The sequence below is a fragment of the Enterococcus sp. DIV2384 genome (assembly GCF_050534975.1).
Lineage (GTDB): Bacteria > Bacillota > Bacilli > Lactobacillales > Enterococcaceae > Enterococcus > Enterococcus faecalis.
In genome coordinates this window covers 2,614,425-2,634,502 of the sequence record NZ_CP172905.1, presented here as the reverse complement: position 1 = coordinate 2,634,502, position 20,078 = coordinate 2,614,425, and the positions used below count along the sequence as shown (strand labels likewise).

The following is a 20,078-nucleotide window of genomic DNA, read 5'->3' as shown; positions in this document are numbered from 1 at the left end:
AGATTTTTCTGGGAGTCTTTTTTATAATCCCCACCAAAATCCTCATTTATTCCCTACCAGCATTTTGCATCAAGTGATTAAGTGCATCGTCTGCGGGAGTTAATGGAGCGACTTTATCATTATTTAAATAAGTACCAGTTGCTTCGAGGTTTGAATGGATTAATCCATTTGAGATATCTTCTACAGTCACTCCATATTTTTTTTGCAAGGGTAGTATGGCATAATTTATGTGGTGATGCAAGCTTCAATTCAGGATGACGCTTTCTTACTGATTTCATTCGATAGTTTAATAAATCTGTATGGACACATTTATTAATATTCCCATACATGTCACAATAGGTAAACAAAAATTGTTGATCTGTTTGCTCAATTTCCAAAGTTTTTAACTCTTTTTTTGCTCGGATTTACAAATCAATAAAATTCTCTCTAATCTTACAGGAAGGTGGATTATAGTTTTTTTGTTCCCTTTAGTGGATTTTACATTTCCCAATTTATCTAACGCCTGTTCCAAATATATTTGGTTATTGTTGAAATCAATATGTTTTCACTGTAGGGCATAACTTTCACTTTTGCAATCTGAAAGAAGATAGGTGGTCCAGAATAAAGTATAATCTTGAGTGGTTAGCAACCCTTCTTCATAATCTTCTTCTATTGCCTTAATCCATTTTATTAATTCTTCTTCCGATAAATACTTATCCTCTTTCTGCTTATTATTAGCTAATTGAATCTTTTTTAATGCTTTTATCTTTTTTAAAGTTTTAGATAATCTATTGTAGCTGATGTAATCGTATTCTTCTGCTAAATCAAATACTTGATTTACATAACTCCTCAATGTCTTAAAGTTAGTATACTCCCTTGCTTTAGCCGTCATTTTTCCAGCTACAAATTGCTTATTTTGATTTAAATAATTCAAAGAGTACCTACAAAATATCGGAAGAATATGCAGCTTAAAAACGTCTTTTGTATTATTTATAGTTACTTTTGTGGGAGGAGTGGAGTATGAACTTGTTGATCCATTGGAGTAGGCATCTAGCCAGATACTCTCATAAAAATCTCTAAATAGCATTTCTCCACCCAACTCAAAAACATTCTTATCTTTAGTTTTTCGTAATTCTTGGATTTTATTTTCAAAATCCAATTCTGTTTCTTTAGCTTCCTTCATGGTTTTAAATATTTTATCAAAATATAGATTTTTTAATTCAAGCAGAATTGCCACATCGTGGGGGTATTTTTTTCTGACTCTATATGTTCCATTTTTTGTTTTTGTGATTGCCATAGTATTTTCCTCCAGTTTTTTTGCGAGCCGAAATCAAATACTATGGCTTGATTATAGTGCCATTATGATGTTTTTTCTAGCCAATTCATCCAACGATCAATTGCAAAACGATCATAACGGACAGAATTATTAATCAGTATTTGTGGTAACCCACATAAAATCCACGAATCTAAAGTGTTGTTACTTACTTTAAGGTACTTACAAGTCTGCTTCTTATTCATATAGCTTTCTCCAGAACTTATGAGTTCGATAATTTCTTTTATATCTAATGATGCAGCGGCTTGCTCTCCAATTTTTTTAGTTGTTCATCATCAAGTAATACTTGTAATTCATTCATCGTGTATTCCTTCTTTCTTTGGTCTAATTAAATTTTTATTTATATATGCTTTTATTGTTTCTGCTAATGCTGTTGCTACAGGAATGGTTACTGCATTGCCAAATTGTTTATAAACCTGAAAGTCCGATGTGACTTGTTTCCAAGAATCTGGGAACCCTTGTATTTTTCGGCCTTCATTAGGTGTTAACCGCCTCAAGGTACTCTTTTCTGAGTCTGTTGCATTTTTAGTATCTGTGACATAAGTATTTTGAGTTACTTTATTATTTGTACTGATTTTTGTTGTTAAAGTTTTTGCAACCGTTGGATTAATTAACCGACCGCCATTTCCGCTAGGTATGTCCAACACATTTTGTGCTGTCTTTTTACTTAAAAGTATTTTGTATCAACATCCTCATCCAACAAATCTTGTAAAGCTGTTTCTAAAGGAAATCCGCTTGGAAACTTAAAAGGCTCATCTTTAAAATACTCTTTTCTAAAGCATGCGATGAATACACGTCGGTGATTTGCCGGAATACCAAAATTTTTAGTATCTAAAATCTGGTGGTATACATAGTATCCAAAATAATCTAGACACTCTTTCATATACCTGAAAGTCTCTCCGTTTTGGTATCTCAAAAGATTTGCTATATTCTCCAATACCAGGATCTTCGTGTGGTGCTTTCTCGTAATTTCTAACACGTCATAAAAGGCTTTCGCTTGTTCATCATAAGCCTCTCATAAGGCCTAAAGTGTTGTTATGGCTGACATGATGGCCCACCAATGAGGAGATCATGGGGGAGAAGCTCCTCTATATGATCTTTCACTAATTCACAAATGATACTATCTGAGATATTAGCTTTATAAGCATGGACGCAATATTCATCTATATCAATAGCTTGATTAATATGGAACCCAGCGGCTTGGAACCCTAAATCCAAGCCGCCAATACCGCTATAAACACTACATACATTCATTTCTAAGTTCCTCCAACTTTTCTAGAAACTATTGAAGATCTCCAACAACTGCGTACTTATTTTTATATTTAGTTAAAGTGGAAAGATAGGTAGTAGTTACTCTTTAAACTTCTTGCTTTACTTCATTTAAACGTATATCATCTACCTGAAGGAAATCCTCTTGTTGATTTCTGCTACTCCTAAATTCAGAAGCAGTCTTTGTACTAATTTTTAGCTCTCTCGCTAAGGTCTTTAATGATACATTCTTCTTCTTCACATATTTATGTTGCAATAATTTCAATAATTACCCCATCAATGAATAAAGTGGTCTAATTTTTATAAAGGCTATTGTTTTTCTCGTTTCGTAAACATCTTCATCCACTAAATACCTGAATAATTTCTGCTCTTCTGCAGTTATTTGTAACATTGTCACAGAATTTGCTCTGTTAGGAAATGAGAGAGGTTGACTAGTATTTGAGTCATATTCTTTAATATAAGTAATTTCCGTATCCGAAAGAGGTTCTGAGAATATTTCGTTATTTACATGGTCTAAAGTCTGATCTGTTGTTCTTAACTGTTTTAAAAGAAAGAGAGTGTTATTTCCATTTCTGATATCCAGTCCATGGATGGCCTACAATTTTGTAAGCTCTATGATTTTGTTCTTGAAATCTTGGATATAGCCATTTGCTTGGTATTGTATCTTTTTCTTTATTTTTTTCTGCTTGTTTTTGAAATAGCTGGGTTTCGTCTTATAAATTTTAAATACTCCTAAACTGTCTGCTACTTTTATTAGATCGAATGATCGCTCAGAGTGAAAACTAACAAAATCACACATCGCATTTGCTTTAGTGTTCCAAGTGTATGGAAGTCTCATTAGTCGAGCGGCTTCAATGACTTTTGGATCACCATCTAATATGTGCCTTAGTGCTTCAAATGTGTGTTCCCATAATTTGACATATTTTGATACTTTGGGTTTAAAACCTAAAACATAAGACACATGGACATCAGCTCCGGAACAGGATTATGAATGTGGGAGCCTGTAGCTCCTCAGGTAAGCTTTTAATTCGTTCTCGTGCCCGCATACTGACCAGTGATCAATATCTATAAATAAAGCTGTTAGATAAAGAGCACATTCTTTTTTCGTTTGTAAACTCGATAAATGGATGGACTAAAAAATACATTATGATACTTTCTCTCAATCATATCCAATAGGTCGCTAGTGAATAGCTCTTCTTTCTGCAAAGAGCAGAAGTGAGATTTTGGTTCAGAACTCATCTTTGTAACCATTTTTCCAAAGTTTAGGACATCTATTGATCATATTATTTACCTAAGGAAGAAAAAAGGGATTATACAAGAAAAGCTTGTAGAACGATCATCAGTTAGCAGAAGTACAATTGGTCAAATAGAAAATAATGCTGTGGGAATATCTTTAATTACTTTTACATCAATATTAAAAGATTTGGATATTTCCTATTCAGATTTTTTTGTAGAGTTTGAACAAGAAAAAAGAGTAGCTAAAGAGACTACTCCTGAGTTAATGGATTTAATTAAAGAAATTGACGTACACCCTCATAGAAAAGAATATACAGACATAATAAAGTCCCTTCTTAAAATTAGTTGGGGCGAAGGTAGGTATCTTTGACTAGCTGTTCTAGTATGTTAGTAGGTCTATTTCCGCTAATATATGATTCTAGAATAACTTGGAGATCTAAAGAGTATGCTAATACCAAGCCAAGCTCATTTTCCTTGTCTTCTACAGAGCTGTAACCTAGATATTCATATGTCTTTGGCTGAAGTGAAGATGGCATAATAAAAATATTCTTGATTTTTTGAAAACCAATATTATTTAACGAGAGGTTATAATATAGTTGTTTCACTATAGATTCCCATCCAGGGAATTTTTTTACATTTTTGGGCTTTATAGAATAATATTTTGCATCAATAATTAATAAGGTGTTGTCCTTAGAAATTAGTATATCTGGAATTTGTTTAGTGTATAATTTGAATGGATTCCCAGTCAAATACCAGTAAGGTTTTGGAACTTTTCCCATTAAGGTAGAGTCGTGTTTAAATGCTAATTTAAGCATTTGTTCCCAAATACTATAAAAGTAGGGTGTAAGTAACATAATAGAAAAATAATTATTCTCAGTATCCTTCAAATATATTAATAGGTTTTGTATCAATTTGATATCTCGTGTTTTGTATGTTGTTCGTAACTCTTTTTCAAGTAGAAGTATTTGCTGTTCTATGGTTAAATTAATAAAAGTTTTTTCTTTAGGGTGATTTAAATCAAAAAGCCAACCAAACTTATGGATAATTTCCAATACTATATTTTCATGGATTATAGAAATAATTGAGTTCTTGTTTTCATTTTTATGAGTTATTAGATTTAAGTAAATCAAGTTATTATTTGTGATAAAAGGAAGATCGTTTTTTATTGTTTTGTTCCAATCTATTCTGCCAGGGCCTTGAAGTTCATATTTTCGATCGCTAATTGAAAAAATACCATGAGATAAGTAATCAGTTATAAGCCATTTGATAGTATCTAAATATAATATATTCTTATTGGTTGAGCCTAACCAGCTAGCTTCTTCTTCAGTTAGCATGCTAGAGTTTTTATATTTAGTTATGGTTTTAAATAATAGTTTTCCCAAGTAAAGATTATTTTTATCATCATTACTGAGGACATACCCTTTTGGAAAAAAAATATATACAATGTTTTTTGAAAATACAATACCACTTACTCTTGCGATACATTCTTTTTTAGGATCTAAAGAAAAACATCCTGATTCAATTAATTGTTTTGCAACCTTTTGTTTCGGATAGTATTGACCTTCTATAAAATACTCCATTTTAATCATTTGCTAATCACCATTTTCAGTATTTGGCAGTAATTTATCATGTAATTCATCAATAAAAATTTGACCGCCAGCTTCAAAGGTTTTTATTACTTTTGAAAATCTATTTTTTTCAAGAAAAAGAGTTTCTCTTTGATACCTTACTACATCGTCCCACAAATAGATAAGTAACTTAGAACCTATTTTTTCTTTAGAAGATAGATCATCTTCCTTTAAAAAATATGGGCCTATTAGTTTGTCTTCAGTTACTCCAGTGATGTTGGATAGAATATTATTTAGTTCTGTGGCAAATTTTCCCCAGGATATATTAAATCCGTCTAGAATAATATCTTTATTAGTTGAGCTATAAAAGTCAATTGGAGTATAAATAAATTCCCATCGTCGTTTAAAAGCAGAATCCATGGCAAAAACCCCTTGGTCTGAACTATTCATTGTTGCATATAACCAAACATTACTTGGCAAAAATAGTTGCTGTCCAATATTTTCGGAAATGCCCCCGCTTAATTCTAATAACTGTTGATAGTAGTATTGCTTTGCTGACTCGTTTAATTTAGAAATGATGTACTCTACAACTTCTTTATTTTTTATTACATATTCACTAATTCCGTTACTTTTTCTATCCAGTAATTGAAATACATCACCGAACACAGCTGCAGTGTTAGATCTGTTTATTTCTTCTATTATTAGTGCACATTTATGAGAAGGGTTATTTAGAGCAGAAATAACTACTTCTGTAAAGGGGCCGGCAACAAATTCATATTCTATATTTCCGTTACTTTGTACAGGTTTTAATCCTCCGACAAAGTCAAAATAAGTGTATTCAGGATGAAAAGTTATTCTTCTTTTATAGTCGTAATCAGTCGTTAATTCATCTACTGCAAAACTTTTACCTGTACCTGGTGCACCATAATATATTCTGTTTTGTCCATTCATTTCTAATCTAGCAACATAATCTGATGTTCCTTCAGGGTTATTTGTGTTAATTTTAAGTATTTCTCTTTTCAAATCCATGTAGCTTATATATGATTTTTTTGCTGTAGAGAAGTCAGATGTATTAGGGGACTCCCAGTACTCATTGTAAAGCAATATATCAAGCATATCTCCTTTTTCTTGTAAGCTGAGATTACTTGTGCTTAAATAATATTTGCCATCAGATTCTAAAACACAATCAGTCCAAACTAATACTTTCAGAAGCTCACGTAATTGTCTGTCATGTTGTTTCCACATAGCATTGATTTCTTCATTATTATAAAAACTCGTTGTGCTTGCAATACGAGTTTGTTTGATTTCCTCATACAATTTTATTAGATCTGGATTTTTTTTTTTAGCAATATTGTCATTGAAGAAAACAAAATCTGTAATTTCTTTTTTTGAGATAAACCCATTTTCTCCATCTGATAGGAAGGCTATGTATAATAATCGGAAGCATAGTCTAAGTGGTGCTATAATAATGCCATCGTTGATTTGATCTAAAAAATCTTTAGCGTTTCGTACATTTGGAAATTGAAATTTTTTGATAAAGTTAATAATAACTTCTCTGGTGTTATTATTAAGTATAGATTTTGTAACGTTGTTATCTTTATAAATATTAAAATAGAATTTCAATGTGTTAATATTATTATTTTTGCTTTTATTTTGTTCGGCAGTTGGAACATTATCTGATTGTATTAACTCTGCAGCTTCGTATAAACTTTCCTCTAAACTGGAAATTCTTAAATCATTTGTAAAGTTATAGTGATACATATTAACTTTCCTCCTATCTTTATTATACATTTTCATTATCGCAGAGTAGGCTTACCAAATCAATTAAAAATAGTTTTTTAAAAGACAAAAAAATAGAACCTTTAGAAGTTCAGGGTTCTATTTTCTATAAATCAAAATTCTTTTAATAAATCATTAACGGCGTAACCAATCTTTTCAGCTAGAACAGGCGGAACAGCATTACCAATCATTTGGTAAGTTGCACCTTGGCCGCCTATAAAAGAAAAATCATCATCGAAAGATTGTATTCTGGCAGCTTCTCTTGGAGTAAGAGTTCGTGCTTGTTTAGAATCGTAGTGAATAAATCTATTTCCATCTTTGTAGAGATGCGCAATAATTGTAGTACTGGGTTTATCTGGACGTAGTACATGATATCTGTGTATAGGAGATTTTGAACCAACTTTTTCTTCGTAAATTTTACTGATAGATTTACTATCTGTATATAGATTTGTTCCATCCTCTAAGTCTTTTGCTAGCATTTTAAATATTTGAATATCTCTTATGCTGTGATAACGAGGGGTATGCCATGTTAAATTGATTTCTTTTTCATCACTGGCTGGGATATAAGCTACTTTTTTCTTTCGCAAATTTTCATCAAAAGTAGGTTTAAATTGAGGAAGATCACCAATAGCGTCATACACTGATCTTTCCTTTACTGACTTGTATTTGGGAAGAATGGTAGTGTAAAAATTCTTCAGTAAGGTATCCAATTCTTTTTGATTTTTATTTTCTTTCTTTATTCCTAAAATAATAACTCTCTTTCTCGATTGAGGAACACCGAAATCTTTGGAATTAATTAATGCATATTTTTTAAGATCTGATACAATTTCATACCCGATACTGTTAAAACCTTTTCGGACTAGATCTGTAACGTATTCATCACCAGGTTTAGCACTAAGCATCCCAGGAACATTCTCAAAAATAAAAGCCTTTGGGCTATACCTTTTAACGACGCTTAGATAATGCTCAAACAAGTAATTTCTGTAATCATCTTTCATTCCTGACTCGTCTCTTACACGACCTGCGATAGAATATGCTTGACAAGGTGGTCCGCCCACTATTATATCAATTCCCTTTTCCTTGTTTACAATGGAATCAAGACCATTACTGGAACCATATTCTTTATCATCCCAACCATGGAAAAGTTCTTCTTCTCTTTGAATGTCAAAATGAAGGACTCTTTCATTAGCGTCAGGATAATTCCATTTTGTTTGTAATCTATTTCTTAATGTATCTACTTGTGGTTTCAGCCATTCAACAGCAGCAACTTCAGAAAATTTGTTTGTTTTCAAAAGGCCTTCAGATAATCCTCCACAGCCAGCAAACAAATCGATATATTTAATTTTAGACACTATTTTTTGCTCCCTTCTTTCGACAGAACATTTTGAATTTGTTGAGCAATTGCTTTTCCAAGTAATGGTGGAACGGCGTTTCCAACTTGTTTATATTGTTGAGATTTATTACCATAAAAAATGAAATCATCAGGAAAGCTCTGTAGTCGAGCACTTTCTCTCACTGTAGGAATTCTATTCCACTTATAATGAAAATGAGACCTATGTCCTGTATTTATTGTTAAAGATGGTTTCTTACTATGATATCGTGTTAGAGCTTCATTATACTTAAACATTGTATTGTATGGGGCTGGTAATGCTCTAAAATTTTTTCCTTCTGGAACCATTGCGATGAGCTCAATCGTTTTTTGCTCATGTTGTGTACCCACATGATTAAACAATATATCTGAATTTTTTCTCATTACTTCCTGATATACACTTAGTGGATTAGATGAATAATCTGAAATTTCTTGGCCTATATCATTTTCTAAAGAAGGTAGATCGTTTATTGCATCTTCACAAGTTATAAAATTTTCTTTATCTAAGATAGGTGTTGGATAAGTGAAATTGCCGTATTCTGGTAATACTCCAACAAAGAAAACTCTTTTTCTAATTTGTGGAACACCAAATTCAGGTGCAAATAGTATTTGTTTTTGCATCTTATATCCTAAATCTGAAAAATCATCCATGATGCGTTGGGCAGCTTTTCCTTCGAACAGTTTAAGTAAGCCGGGTACATTTTCTAAAACAATTGCTTTTGGTTTTGTTAATTGTGCCAATTTTACCATAGCTTCGTATAAAGAATTTCTCTTATCGGTTTCATTTCTGGGACCTGCTAATGAATATCCTTGACATGGTGGTCCACCTACTAAAACATCTATCGAAAAATTTTTTTCATGTAGGTAATCAGTAATAAAATGAAGATTATCATGATTAAATAAGTCTAATTTCATGATTTCTGCTTCACCATGGTTTTCCTTAAAAGTTTTTAATGCTGCGTCATCAAAATCAATTCCAAGGGCGACATTAAATCCAGCGTCCATGAATCCACGAGATAGACCACCTGCTCCAGAGAATAAATCAACTACATTCAATTTTTCTTTAAGTTGAGAGTGCTGCTCATCTTCCTTTTTTTTAATACCATATTCTAAACATTCTCGAATACGATCCTGACTTGTTTTTCCAGGGAAAAATAAATCAAGCTGTTCTATAATATCATTAGATACTTTTATCTTTAATTCTTTCCCATCAATTGGGTTTCGACCGGAACCTGGGCGTGCGCCACCTCTAACCATAAGTCAACACCTCTAATAATTAGTTATATTGAAAAAAGTCCTTTTTTTCAATATATAGATTTTACCGAATGTACGTTCCTTTGTAAAGATATTTATTCTCTAATTAAAAAAATGTAATTTTAGAAGATTATAGAACTTTTTTCTGAAACTATAATTATTGCTTAATAGTTTAGAGGAGAGAAAATAATGGTAGATAAAATTTCCAAAGAAGCACGAAGTAAGAATATGTCTCAGATTAAGTCAAAGAATACAAAACCTGAACTTCTTGTTAGAAAGTTTCTGTATAATAGAGGATTGAGATACAGAATTAATAATAAGAGATATCCTGGAAAACCTGATATAGTTCTTTTAAAATATAAAACTGTAGTATTTGTTAATGGTTGTTCTTGGCATCATCATGGATGTAAAAATTCTAATATACTAAAAACTAACACAGAATTTTGGCTTAAAAAATTACTAACACAGTATTAAGAGATCAAAAATCCCATAAAGAGCTAGAAAAGTTTGGACGGAATGTTTTGGTTGTTTAGGAGTGCGAACTAAAGTTAAAAGAAATAAGACCCTGGAAAAATTATACATAGATATTACGGAAGGAAAATAAACCAAAACTTTTATTATATATATAATAGATGTTCTGAATAATTTTTCAAAAAATATCCACCCCATCATTTTTTGAATCAAGATGAAAGAGATGGACAATTATAAATTTTTATGAATTACATTTTAAAAACATATTATCCCGTCTCATCTTATAGATATGGTTTCATCTATTGAGATATAAAAACGTTCAAATTTAGAGACTCTTTTATAGTATTTTTTGTATAAACCTGAAAAAGATGTATTATCATATTTTTTGCTGTGTATAGAGTTGGTTTTTGACTGGTATTCCAGGAAAATATCATAAAGTTCTTTATCTAAACCAAAACTATAGCCTTCTGATCTGTATACCAAAAATTTTATGTTTCCAAATGAGTATCCCCCATTAGTATTATTGAGAAGCCACATAATATGTCTATAGCAACTTAATATTGAACGATTTAAATCTAACCTGATTTTTTCTTGACCGTTGTGCTCTGGATCAATATCATTATATAAAAGTGTATTGTTTACAAAGTTAGAAGAAATAATATGTCTTTTTATATCTTTTGTTTTATACATTAGAGTGGGCCCATCAGTTTCAATTTCAATTTGTGAGATTGCTGCTAGTTGTTTTTTTGCTTTCTTAGCGGTATGTTTACTTATTTTCTCTCCCGCAGTACCTTTAGTTTCAAATAAAAAAGGCATTGTTCCATTAGATAACCAAAAAAAGTCAGGAGTTTTTCCACTCGTGTCAATTTCTAGTTGGGGATCTTTTAAGTGAAATAAGTACGGAATATTATAGAATTTTTCGGCAACTAGCTTGGCAGAGACCATTCCTAGAAAAAAGATAGACTTGTTTTTATTGATTGTTCGGAATTGTTGTAATCCTCACGTATAATAAAATTCCTACCATCATCAAGGGTTATTTCAATTAAGCTGGAATAGAAATTCTCACCTGTAGGTGTTAGAGTAGTATGAGAGAATCCTCCTGAAAAAATAGCACAACTGATTAGGTCTTTTTTTGTAACATTTAAGGATATCGTATTTTTTACTGTATTTGTAATAAAAGTAGATATGTTGTCAAACTGTTTTAAGTATATTGTAGATATAGTTTCTCTCCTTATAAGTTTTCGAGTATTTTTTAGTAATATAATAGAGGTTAAGGAAGATTTGTGCATTGTTATTTTGGGATAACTATTTCGGCTCGCAATAGTTTAATTTTTTCATCAAGAATTCACGCCATTGAACTAAAACAAATGTAAAAAGTTTGAATTATTTCTCACTACAGGATTGCTGAACACCGCGTTTTATAAGGATTTTAATATTTACTATAATTTGGTGCTAAAAAACCAGGTCTTAAAAAAGCCCATAAACCTTCTCAATTCTCAAAACGTTAATTACTTGGAGTCGTTGCGAACATGTTCGCTTACCAATCAATTACAATGTTTCAAGACACTTTCTCGCAATGAGAAAGTGTCTTTTTTATCAATCTCTCTAACCCAACCCAACCCAACCCAACCCAACCCAACCCAACCCAACCCAACCCAACCCTCTCCAAAAAATGGTATCATTAAGTAATGAAACATAACCATAAAAAATAACAAATATCGGAGGCAAAAAATGAGTAGTGTGGTTTGTCAAAGTTGTGGGGCGAATGCGTTTAGATGGTACGATACCGCTGATCAAGTGGTGGAATGTAAGTATTGTCATTCCAAGCAAGCTTTTATAAAAGGTATGGGCGTCGAGTCAGCCATAAAAGTTGTTGGGGGAAAAGAAGAAGCGGAGACGGATTCTGAATACCAAGAACGGATTATTCATCAATTTGGTTTGGAAGATCAAGTGATTGAAGTGAAGAATTATTCATTAATCGATATTCCGTTAACATTTATTGTTTGGTTGTATTTGGATATTTTATTAGGAGCTTTGTTCATCTGTGGTGGTTTTCTATCTAAAAACTATCGAGCTTGGTACGCCAATTTACTTCGTTGGCACTTTTATGGTTGGCGTTATACAAAGTCAGCGACTGAAAAAGAGAAGGCAAGTCAACGGATTAGAGGCAGTCTGTTGATTAAATGGCTACTTCAAGAGGACCCCAACAAAACGAAAAAATTAATAATGGTTGGCGTATCCATCCTGTTCACTGTCCTGTTCGTTTACACTACAGGAAATGGCGCTGCCTAAACGAAATATTTATTGAAACACTTTCTGTTGATAGAAAGTGTTTTAATACAAACTAAAAAAAGTGGGCCATAAGTCGAAATGAATTATGGCCCACTAGCTATATTTTAAGGTAATCATCTGAACAAAAGAGACTCTTCCTATAGCACTCACCGAGAAGACAAAATTTCATAAATCACATAGAGTTCCCAGTTGGAAATCTCTATTCGATAAAACTGTTCTAGAGTATAGAAAATGTTTTTAGCATTTTGGAAAAATGGTTTTTGGTTAATGGTTAGTTCCTCGAGGTTAGCAGGGATTTCATAGTCTTCAACGCCGAGCATGGTTCGCTCTACCATGAGCGCGTTGTGCATCATTAAGTTAAATTTCATTTTGCCGCTGAGTGTGAGGTCGAAGCGTTTTTCAATGTTTTTTGTAACGTTTTCGACTTGTTTAATAATGACGTCAGGATTTAGAAATTCTAGTTTTTCTGACAAGCCTTCTTTCGAGAAGAAGTGAACAAATTCGTTAATCATGCTATCAATGTTATTGGGATGCATCAAGTTTTGGAAAGGTTCCATCAACTGGGTTCCTGCATCTTCGTCTAACATGTCTAAGAGATTCACGCTAGCAACATTCGTATGGTTGTCTAAGTAAGACGTCGTCAAAATGAGCGAGGTTTCTTTTAAATAATTTTCTTCGGCGTTGGCAATGTCTAACGTGTTTACCAAATCTTTGTATTTTAGAGTAATGACTTTAATGTCAGTATACAGGTATTTTTGACAGATTTGTTTGATTTGCTTGGCAATATCCAGACCTGAAATACTAGAGACAATGATATTTTTTTCTACTGAAAAGCCTTCAAAGTACTGTACATCGGTTTTAAATTTTTTTTCAGCGGTTTTAGCAATACCATAGAAAAGTTGTTCGTTCATTAATTGATGACCAATTTCCAACGCATAGGCAGTGGTCAGGTTATTGATCACCAAAAGTTCTCCAAGAATTTGCGGTTTCAAACTTTTATAAAGTTGTGTCAGAGAACCCATATCGACGAGCATAATGACGCCTTGTGATGTGTCCCGCTGAGAAAGCCACTCTTTAACTTCGGCGACGATATCTCGGACGGAGGAGGTTAAGGGCATGTTAATCGCATCGAAAATATAGGTACCACATAATTTGTTGGCAACGGCTTGAATACTTGTGGCAGTCGATTCACCATGCGCCACGAGGAGCGCTTGGTAAGGAATCGTTTCAGAAATTTCTCCGCTGAGTAATACAGATAAGAGTACCTCTGTCAAGAAACGGTATTCTTCTGGCAGCGGACTGACTAAGTTTTTCACGAGGGAAACCGTTCGCGGATAGTGTTCTTTTAACTGTGTTTGGACTGGAAGGAGCACTGTTTCGTTAAATGTTGGCGGTAAAATTTTCAGCAATTTAGCAACATCTTTCATTGGTTTTTCAGTTTGCTCAGGTTGGTTAATAATTAGTTTGTTTTTGGTTTGGACTTCCGTGACTAGGTTTTGTAAAAAATAATCATTTTCCAAGGTTATTTCATCGTCTAAACAATATTTAATGAATTGTGTCAGTTCAGTTTTTAAGTGGGCCAGTGTTTTTTCTTTTGTAAATAAGGCTTCAAATGTTGCGAAAATATCGGAAGAAAGTGTGTCTTCTTCTAACACTTCTTTGTCTAAAGGAATCGCAATCATTGGTTGAGTTGCATCGCCAATGACGACAGGTTGATTGGGCAAAGTTTTTCGTAATTGCGACGCGCAAAGGAGCTGCACTTTGTTGGATAAACTCCCCACGTTGCCAGGTTCGTCATTTTCTAATAATGCCGTAAAGATTTCTTCGTCCACGTTGATGTCTTTGGTCATTCGTTTCGCTTCTCGGTGGAATAAGTTTTTCAAAATCGCAATCCGTTCTCGAATGGGGCGCTCTTTGAAGTTCGGAAGTGAGACGATTACGGAAATTCGGCGATAAAAGGTTGGTAATAAGACTTTTTTCGGGTTTTCGGTGGTCGCAAATAGTAGCCGGACCTTGGAATGCACCATTTTTCCTTCTTCACCAATAGGGCGGAAGGTCCCTGTATCCATAAACTGAAAGAGTTTTTCTTGGTTTTCGTTGGATAATCGATGTACTTCATCTAAAAAGAGTACGGAATTATTAGCTTGGGCCAAGAGTCCTTGTTTTTCTGATTCAGCCCCAGTGAATGCGCCTTTGGTATGGCCGAAGAGAATAGATGATAGCAATTCGGGATTATTGGCATAATCGGCACAGTTAAAGGTATAGAATTTTTCCAGGCCGATGATTTGTTCGTTTTTTAGATACTCATAAATCAGTTTTGCCAAAAAGCTTTTGCCGACGCCACTGGCTCCATGGATTAATAAAGGCATACCCAATGGGGGATACAACATAGCGGCTTTGCATTGTTCGATGGCTTTTTTGGCGCTACCTTGGCTACCGATGTATTGTCGAAACACATCGGTCGTGGGGGTTGTTGCACGGGTTAATTGCCAATAAACGGGTTTTTTTCCCGTTTGTTGGACTTCACCTTTTTCCAATAATTTATTTAAGTATAAGCTGGTTACCGAGCGGCTTAATTGAATTTTTGTGGCAATTTCTTGTGTGCTCATCGGGGTGTTGCTGGTTTCTAAAATATCAACTAAGTGTTGGTAGGTCTCCAAGCGCATGATTCATCGTCCTTCCAAAAGAGAGGTCGGGACAGGGGTTGCTTCTGTTCCCGCCGTTTATCAGCTTTTAAGCCTGAGATAAAAATCACTTTGGATTTTTGTCTCAGGCTCTAAGTGTTTAATAATTAAATGTTTATTGTTTCAATTTTAACAGATGCCTAGTAATCCTAGCAAGATGCCTAAGAACATGATACCAAACATCACCACGTTAACATTGACTTTTTTGCGTAATAGCCAGAAAGCAAGTAATGTCACGGCTAATGGTACGATACCGACGAATAGTTGATCCAAATAGTCTTGGATTTTAACTACGTCTTTGCTTCCTTTAACGGAAACTTCAAGAATCGTTTTGAATTTTACATTTGAAGCAGTCATACTGCCCATCATCATTAAGCCTAGCATACTTGATACTTTTGTGAGTATCTTCATTCCGCCTGATTCGTACATTTTTTGGATAAAACTTTCACCGATTGAATAGCCGCTATACAACGCATAATAGTGAATTAAGAACGCAGGAACGTTGTATAAAAGTAAGAAGACAATCGCCCCTAATGGCGAACCAGTGCTGGCTAATGAAATCCCAATCCCAGCAGCAATAACACGTAAGATGCCCCAGAAGAAGGAATCACCGATGCCTGAAAGTGGCCCCATTAATGAGGCTTTAACTGCTGTAATAGAGCTAGCATCAAAATTTTCGTCTTCACTGTTTTGTTTTTCCATCGAAGCAACGAGCCCCATGATGAAGTTATTGATATGCATGGTTGCATTGAACCAAGTGGTGTGACGCACCAATGCCTCTGCCCGTTCTTCCTTGGTTTTATAAAAACGATTGATAACTGGGAGTAAAGTGTACATGACACCCACTGCGTGGTATTGTGTAGCTCCTGTCCGGCTAGCGTTCATCGTCCAAGAACGCCAGAAAACAGAGCGCATCATTTTTTTCTCTTCTTTAGATAAATTCTCTTTTAACTTCATGCGAAAAAGTCCTCCTCTTCGATTTCTTTCGCGCTGCCTTCAACCGCAGAAGACGCCGCAGGTTTTCTTTTTAGAATGTCGCGAAATTCTACATCCCGTTGGGCACTCACGACACAAATTACTGTCCCGATGACCGCTACCGCAACGGCTGGTAATTGTAGGTACGCGGTTAAAACAAAGCCTAAAATGTAAAAGACGGCTAATTTATTATCCCATAACAGTTTCATTAACATAGCAAACCCAACGGCAGGTAAAAGTCCGCCAGCTGCGCTTAAGCCGTTCATCAAATTTTGTGGAATACTTTCAACAAACAGATTTACTGGCCCGCTTCCTGCTAAAATTCCGATAAATGAAATCGAAGCGATGATTAAATAATAAATAATCCACGTTCCGTAATGCAGTGTCACAACCATTTTTTGGTTGCCTTCACGTGCTGCTTTGTCAAGAGAAGGAGCAAAGATATTCATAAAGACATTTTTTAAAAACATCACCACGAAAGCGGCTAACATCCCAATTGGTACGGCTAACGTCATGGCGGCTTTTTGTTCGACATTTGAAATAATTGCAAACGTTGTGGCTAAAGTAGTCGCAGTTACAGGTTCCGCTGCGATAACACCACCGATATTAACATTTCCTAAGAAAATTGCTTCTAAAGAGGCCCCCATTAAGACCCCTGTTTTCATGTCGCCCATTAAAATTCCTGTGACTAATCCAACGACTAAGGGACGTTCCATCATACTTTGACCAGTTAAATAATTCCCAGCAAAACAGATAAATACAGCTAAGGCTGCCATTGTTGCATGCATAAGCATTGTTCATTTCCTCCTTTTAATTGACGGCTTGTTTTAGACTTAATTTTGAGTTGGTTGGCAGTACTTGGTTATAGCTTTCCACGTGAGTCAAACTGGCTAATTCTTTGGCAGCTTCTAACTCTTCAGGGTTTAATTGGACACTCGGGAAAACCATTGTTTTGGTGGCTGGATCTGATTTATCAAAGCGGCCAGCGTTGGCAACATTCACACTTTCAATATCTGTCACGTTTTTCGCAATTTTAGTAGCATCCGCTACACTGTTCACAATTACAAAAATTCGTTTGTCTTTACCACGAGGATCATTGAAGACATCAATCGCATCATCAACTGAGCGAATTAATAGTTTCATGCCATTAGGGACAGCCATTTTTAACGTCATTTGCATTACTTCGTTTTTGGCTGCTTCATCATTCGCTACAACTAATAAGGGGGCATTCAATTCTTTGGTCCAAACTACGGCTACTTGGCCGTGAATTAATCTGTCGTCTACTCGTACTTGTGTAATCATTTTAATTTCCTCCTAAAAAAAGTTTTCTTCTTCATTTGATGGGTTTAATTCAACGAATTGAATTTGTGCTTCAGCAATTGCTGCTTGAATATCTTCTTTGGTTAGCTTTTCGCCTTCTTTTAAGAAAATCAGAGATAAGGCAATGGCTAAGTTGGCATTGGAAATGATAAAAACATTGTCTGGTTTTGTCGTCATGACTTCTTGAACAATTTTTTGATTGACACTACCACCATATAAATCTGTTAAAATAATAGCTTGTTCTTCTGCGCCAAGGGACTGAAGAAACGTTTGAATAATTGGCGTGTAGTCCTCAGGAGTCACATAGGCATTGATGACCGCCAGCTCTTTTCCTTTGTCTGCGAGAATATCCAAGGAACTTTGGAAGCCTTTCGCTAAGTTTCCGTGACTAGCAATTAAAAATTTTCTTTTCATTCTTTTCACCTCACTTTTATATAAAGCAAGTTCTGTGCCAAAAAAAGAGAACTCTAAATCCTTGATTTGAAAGGAGTTTAACGTTCTTGAAACTGTTTAAACAGTTTTAAATCAAAATAAACACGTTAATCGTTGGCTAGTTTGTTGTTGAAAAATAACTAAGCAAGACTGTGAAATTTAATCAAAATAACCCCCGTTTTTATCGAGAAGTGTTACAATAATACTCATGAATATTTATACATTAAGGAGAGTTACGAATGACTGATGCTCTTGTGATACAAGATTTACGCAAAGTGTACGCTTCAGGTGTTGAAGCGTTGCGGGGGATTGATTTAACAGTCGAAGAAGGCGATTTTTATGCTCTTTTGGGACCGAATGGCGCAGGAAAATCAACGACGATTGGGATTGTGACCTCGTTAGTTAATAAGACTTCGGGGAAAGTCAAAATTTTTGGGTATGATTTAGATACGGAGATGGTGCGGGCGAAGCAACAGATTGGGTTAGTGCCGCAGGAGTTTAACTTCAATCCGTTTGAAACGGTCCAACAGATTGTGGTCAATCAAGCGGGCTATTATGGGGTGTCTCGTAAAGAAGCCATGAAACGGAGTGAAAAATATTTAAAACAATCCAACTTATGGGAAAAACGGAACGAGCGGGCGCGAATGCTTTCTGGCGGAATGAAACGTCGGTTAATGATTGCTCGCGCGCTGATGCATGAGCCGAAGTTATTGATTTTAGATGAACCAACTGCAGGTGTCGATATTGAATTGCGCCGTGAAATGTGGGCCTTTTTACAAGAGTTAAATGCGCAGGGAACCACGATTATTTTGACGACCCATTACTTAGAAGAAGCTGAGATGTTGTGTCGCAACATTGGGATTATTCAGTCTGGTGAATTGATTGAAAACACCAGCATGAAGCACTTGTTAGCAAAATTACAATTCGAAACGTTTATTTTTGATTTAGCACCTTATACGCAGGCGCCAGTTATTGAAGGCTATCAAAGCGTATTTGAGGACGAGTTAACGTTAGCGGTGGAAGTAGAACGAAACCAAGGAGTCAATCACTTGTTTGAACAGCTAAGTCAACAAGGAATCAAAGTATTGTCAATGCGGAATAAGTCCAACCGTTTGGAAGAGCTCTTCTTGAAGATTACCGAGGATACGTACCATAGGGAGGATCAACATGTTTAGTCTGTATTTTACTGCTTTAAAAAGTTTAGCTGTGAAGGAAACCAACCGTTATTTACGGATTTGGGTCCAAACACTGGTACCGCCAGTGATTACGACGTCCTTATATTTTGTGATTTTTGGGAAAATGATTGGCGGGCGAATTGGCGACATGGGCGGTTTTTCTTATATGGAATTTATCGTGCCAGGTTTAATTATGATGTCAGCCATTACAAGCTCGTACGCCAATGTTTCATCTTCCTTTTTCTCACAAAAATTCCAGAAAAATATCGAAGAAATTCTCGTGGCGCCAGTTCCAACTCATGTGATTATTTGGGGATTTGTGATTGGTGGCGTTGGTCGTAGTATTTTGGTCGGTGCGTTAGTCACCATCATTTCTCTATTTTTTGTCCCATTGCACGTTGTTTCTTGGCTGATGGTCATCATGACTTTATTGATGACAGCGATTCTTTTTTCTTTAGCTGGTTTGTTAAATGGTATTTTTGCGCAATCCTATGATGATGTATCGATTGTGCCGACCTTTGTGTTACAGCCTTTAACTTATTTGGGTGGGGTTTTCTATGCCATTTCCATGTTGCCGCCATTTTGGCAAGCTGTCTCAAAAGTTAATCCGATTGTTTACATGATTTCTGGGTTCCGCTACGGTTTCCTAGGGGTTCAAGATGTGCCAATTGGTATTTCTATGACCATTTTAATCTTATTTATTGTCGTTTTATATGGCATTTGTTGGTACCTTGTAGAAACAGGGCGTGGTTTACGTAGTTAAGCCGTAAAAAGATTAAACTGTCTGAATCACTCATTCTAGCGAGCAGATTCAGACAGTTTTCTTGTTTCTAAGTATGCTTTTTTGATTCTTCGTGCATTTCCCTGTATAATAGCAATGTTTCGCACCAGAATATGTCGACAATTGTCGTTGAAAATAAAGAAAAAATCAGAAACGGAGTA

General features: G+C 34.8%; 20 protein-coding genes and 1 pseudogene. 5 read left to right on the top strand and 16 right to left on the bottom strand.

Annotation, left to right across the window (positions count from 1 at the left end):
- Positions 1-46: 46 nt before the first annotated feature.
- From IGK54_RS12620 to IGK54_RS12595, 6 genes and pseudogenes are all read right to left on the bottom strand, one after another.
- Positions 47-1,276, bottom strand: a pseudogene (locus tag IGK54_RS12620) (site-specific integrase).
- Between the two features lie 62 nt (positions 1,277-1,338).
- A complete protein-coding gene (locus tag IGK54_RS12615; protein WP_010824293.1) occupies positions 1,339-1,497 on the bottom strand; it encodes a hypothetical protein in 159 nt (52 codons plus the stop codon).
- Positions 1,498-1,605: 108 nt separating this feature from the next.
- A complete protein-coding gene (locus tag IGK54_RS12610; protein ID WP_241408257.1) occupies positions 1,606-1,956 on the bottom strand; it encodes a DNA cytosine methyltransferase in 351 nt (116 codons plus the stop codon).
- A 23-nt stretch (positions 1,957-1,979) separates the two neighbouring features.
- Positions 1,980-2,291, bottom strand: coding sequence for a DNA cytosine methyltransferase (locus IGK54_RS12605; RefSeq protein ID WP_080113372.1), 312 nt, complete (start codon positions 2,289-2,291; stop codon positions 1,980-1,982).
- A 56-nt stretch (positions 2,292-2,347) separates the two neighbouring features.
- A complete protein-coding gene (locus tag IGK54_RS12600; RefSeq protein WP_010824290.1) occupies positions 2,348-2,566 on the bottom strand; it encodes a DNA cytosine methyltransferase in 219 nt (72 codons plus the stop codon).
- 610 nt (positions 2,567-3,176) lie between these two features.
- Positions 3,177-3,542: a hypothetical protein gene (locus IGK54_RS12595; RefSeq protein ID WP_142957089.1), complete on the bottom strand. Its 366-nt coding sequence runs from the start codon at positions 3,540-3,542 to the stop codon at positions 3,177-3,179.
- A 276-nt stretch (positions 3,543-3,818) separates the two neighbouring features.
- Between IGK54_RS12595 and IGK54_RS12590 the strand changes: the two genes are divergently transcribed.
- Positions 3,819-4,187 (top strand): helix-turn-helix domain-containing protein, encoded by a 369-nt coding sequence (locus tag IGK54_RS12590; protein WP_080113371.1) that lies wholly within the window; start codon positions 3,819-3,821, stop codon positions 4,185-4,187.
- Here IGK54_RS12590 and IGK54_RS12585 read toward each other — a convergent pair.
- The 4 genes from IGK54_RS12585 to IGK54_RS12570 all read right to left on the bottom strand — a co-directional run bounded on the left by IGK54_RS12585 (position 4,159) and on the right by IGK54_RS12570 (position 9,790).
- Positions 4,159-5,406 carry an LlaJI family restriction endonuclease gene (locus tag IGK54_RS12585; protein ID WP_241408255.1) on the bottom strand — a complete coding sequence of 416 codons (1,248 nt, stop codon included), beginning with the start codon at positions 5,404-5,406 and terminating at the stop codon, positions 4,159-4,161. The two genes, IGK54_RS12590 and IGK54_RS12585, sit on opposite strands and share 29 nt — an antisense overlap.
- A 3-nt stretch (positions 5,407-5,409) precedes the next feature.
- Positions 5,410-7,146, bottom strand: coding sequence for an AAA family ATPase (locus IGK54_RS12580; RefSeq protein ID WP_185938063.1), 1,737 nt, complete (start codon positions 7,144-7,146; stop codon positions 5,410-5,412).
- 131 nt (positions 7,147-7,277) lie between these two features.
- A complete protein-coding gene (locus tag IGK54_RS12575) occupies positions 7,278-8,516 on the bottom strand; it encodes a DNA cytosine methyltransferase (RefSeq protein WP_010824287.1) in 1,239 nt (412 codons plus the stop codon).
- On the bottom strand, positions 8,516-9,790 hold the full coding sequence (locus IGK54_RS12570) for a DNA cytosine methyltransferase (protein ID WP_010824286.1): 1,275 nt from the start codon (positions 9,788-9,790) through the stop codon (positions 8,516-8,518). The genes IGK54_RS12575 and IGK54_RS12570 overlap by 1 nt, the downstream gene beginning before the upstream one ends.
- Positions 9,791-9,976: 186 nt before the next feature.
- Here IGK54_RS12570 and IGK54_RS12565 point away from each other — a divergent pair, with 186 nt between their 5' ends.
- Positions 9,977-10,261: a very short patch repair endonuclease gene (locus tag IGK54_RS12565; RefSeq protein ID WP_142957085.1), complete on the top strand. Its 285-nt coding sequence runs from the start codon at positions 9,977-9,979 to the stop codon at positions 10,259-10,261.
- 273 nt (positions 10,262-10,534) lie between these two features.
- Here the strand turns inward: IGK54_RS12565 and IGK54_RS12560 are convergent, their stop codons facing one another.
- Positions 10,535-11,203, bottom strand: a complete 669-nt coding sequence (locus tag IGK54_RS12560; RefSeq protein WP_010824284.1) for a hypothetical protein — start codon at positions 11,201-11,203, stop codon at positions 10,535-10,537.
- A 786-nt stretch (positions 11,204-11,989) separates the two neighbouring features.
- On the opposite strand from IGK54_RS12560, the gene IGK54_RS12555 reads away from it, so the two are divergent.
- Positions 11,990-12,550, top strand: coding sequence for a hypothetical protein (locus IGK54_RS12555; RefSeq protein WP_142957084.1), 561 nt, complete (start codon positions 11,990-11,992; stop codon positions 12,548-12,550).
- A gap of 146 nt (positions 12,551-12,696) precedes the next feature.
- On the opposite strand, the gene IGK54_RS12550 is transcribed toward IGK54_RS12555, so the two are convergent.
- The 5 genes from IGK54_RS12550 to IGK54_RS12530 all read right to left on the bottom strand — a co-directional run bounded on the left by IGK54_RS12550 (position 12,697) and on the right by IGK54_RS12530 (position 17,943).
- Positions 12,697-15,216: a sigma 54-interacting transcriptional regulator gene (locus IGK54_RS12550; RefSeq protein ID WP_002381047.1), complete on the bottom strand. Its 2,520-nt coding sequence runs from the start codon at positions 15,214-15,216 to the stop codon at positions 12,697-12,699.
- Between the two features lie 147 nt (positions 15,217-15,363).
- Complete coding sequence (locus IGK54_RS12545; RefSeq protein WP_002354796.1) at positions 15,364-16,191, bottom strand: PTS system mannose/fructose/sorbose family transporter subunit IID; 828 nt, start codon at positions 16,189-16,191, stop codon at positions 15,364-15,366.
- On the bottom strand, positions 16,188-17,003 hold the full coding sequence (locus IGK54_RS12540; RefSeq protein WP_002365419.1) for a PTS mannose/fructose/sorbose/N-acetylgalactosamine transporter subunit IIC: 816 nt from the start codon (positions 17,001-17,003) through the stop codon (positions 16,188-16,190). Before IGK54_RS12540 ends, IGK54_RS12545 begins: the two co-directional genes overlap by 4 nt.
- Positions 17,004-17,019: 16 nt before the next feature.
- Positions 17,020-17,511, bottom strand: a complete 492-nt coding sequence (locus IGK54_RS12535; protein WP_002354800.1) for a PTS system mannose/fructose/N-acetylgalactosamine-transporter subunit IIB — start codon at positions 17,509-17,511, stop codon at positions 17,020-17,022.
- Positions 17,512-17,523: 12 nt separating this feature from the next.
- Positions 17,524-17,943 carry a PTS sugar transporter subunit IIA gene (locus tag IGK54_RS12530; RefSeq protein ID WP_002354802.1) on the bottom strand — a complete coding sequence of 140 codons (420 nt, stop codon included), beginning with the start codon at positions 17,941-17,943 and terminating at the stop codon, positions 17,524-17,526.
- Between the two features lie 257 nt (positions 17,944-18,200).
- On the opposite strand from IGK54_RS12530, the gene IGK54_RS12525 reads away from it, so the two are divergent.
- Together IGK54_RS12525 and IGK54_RS12520 are read left to right on the top strand one after the other, a co-directional pair.
- A complete protein-coding gene (locus IGK54_RS12525) occupies positions 18,201-19,136 on the top strand; it encodes an ABC transporter ATP-binding protein (RefSeq protein WP_002368489.1) in 936 nt (311 codons plus the stop codon).
- On the top strand, positions 19,129-19,899 hold the full coding sequence (locus IGK54_RS12520; protein ID WP_002354811.1) for an ABC transporter permease: 771 nt from the start codon (positions 19,129-19,131) through the stop codon (positions 19,897-19,899). The genes IGK54_RS12525 and IGK54_RS12520 overlap by 8 nt, the downstream gene beginning before the upstream one ends.
- Positions 19,900-20,078: the final 179 nt, after the last annotated feature.

What these genes read in the sequence shown, in the direction of transcription:
- IGK54_RS12580 (WP_185938063.1), bottom strand. Translation starts at nt 7,146, where the DNA reads ATGTATCACTATAACTTTACAAATGATTTAAGAATTTCCAGTTTAGAG.
- IGK54_RS12550 (WP_002381047.1), bottom strand. Translation starts at nt 15,216, where the DNA reads ATGCGCTTGGAGACCTACCAACACTTAGTTGATATTTTAGAAACCAGC.
- IGK54_RS12615 (WP_010824293.1), bottom strand. Translation starts at nt 1,497, where the DNA reads ATGAATAAGAAGCAGACTTGTAAGTACCTTAAAGTAAGTAACAACACT.
- IGK54_RS12585 (WP_241408255.1), bottom strand. Translation starts at nt 5,406, where the DNA reads ATGATTAAAATGGAGTATTTTATAGAAGGTCAATACTATCCGAAACAA.
- IGK54_RS12600 (WP_010824290.1), bottom strand. Translation starts at nt 2,566, where the DNA reads ATGAATGTATGTAGTGTTTATAGCGGTATTGGCGGCTTGGATTTAGGG.
- IGK54_RS12560 (WP_010824284.1), bottom strand. Translation starts at nt 11,203, where the DNA reads ATGGTCTCTGCCAAGCTAGTTGCCGAAAAATTCTATAATATTCCGTAC.
- IGK54_RS12535 (WP_002354800.1), bottom strand. Translation starts at nt 17,511, where the DNA reads ATGATTACACAAGTACGAGTAGACGACAGATTAATTCACGGCCAAGTA.
- IGK54_RS12540 (WP_002365419.1), bottom strand. Translation starts at nt 17,003, where the DNA reads ATGCTTATGCATGCAACAATGGCAGCCTTAGCTGTATTTATCTGTTTT.
- IGK54_RS12520 (WP_002354811.1), top strand. Translation starts at nt 19,129, where the DNA reads ATGTTTAGTCTGTATTTTACTGCTTTAAAAAGTTTAGCTGTGAAGGAA.
- IGK54_RS12555 (WP_142957084.1), top strand. Translation starts at nt 11,990, where the DNA reads ATGAGTAGTGTGGTTTGTCAAAGTTGTGGGGCGAATGCGTTTAGATGG.
- IGK54_RS12530 (WP_002354802.1), bottom strand. Translation starts at nt 17,943, where the DNA reads ATGAAAAGAAAATTTTTAATTGCTAGTCACGGAAACTTAGCGAAAGGC.
- IGK54_RS12545 (WP_002354796.1), bottom strand. Translation starts at nt 16,191, where the DNA reads ATGAAGTTAAAAGAGAATTTATCTAAAGAAGAGAAAAAAATGATGCGC.
- IGK54_RS12565 (WP_142957085.1), top strand. Translation starts at nt 9,977, where the DNA reads ATGGTAGATAAAATTTCCAAAGAAGCACGAAGTAAGAATATGTCTCAG.
- IGK54_RS12570 (WP_010824286.1), bottom strand. Translation starts at nt 9,790, where the DNA reads ATGGTTAGAGGTGGCGCACGCCCAGGTTCCGGTCGAAACCCAATTGAT.
- IGK54_RS12525 (WP_002368489.1), top strand. Translation starts at nt 18,201, where the DNA reads ATGACTGATGCTCTTGTGATACAAGATTTACGCAAAGTGTACGCTTCA.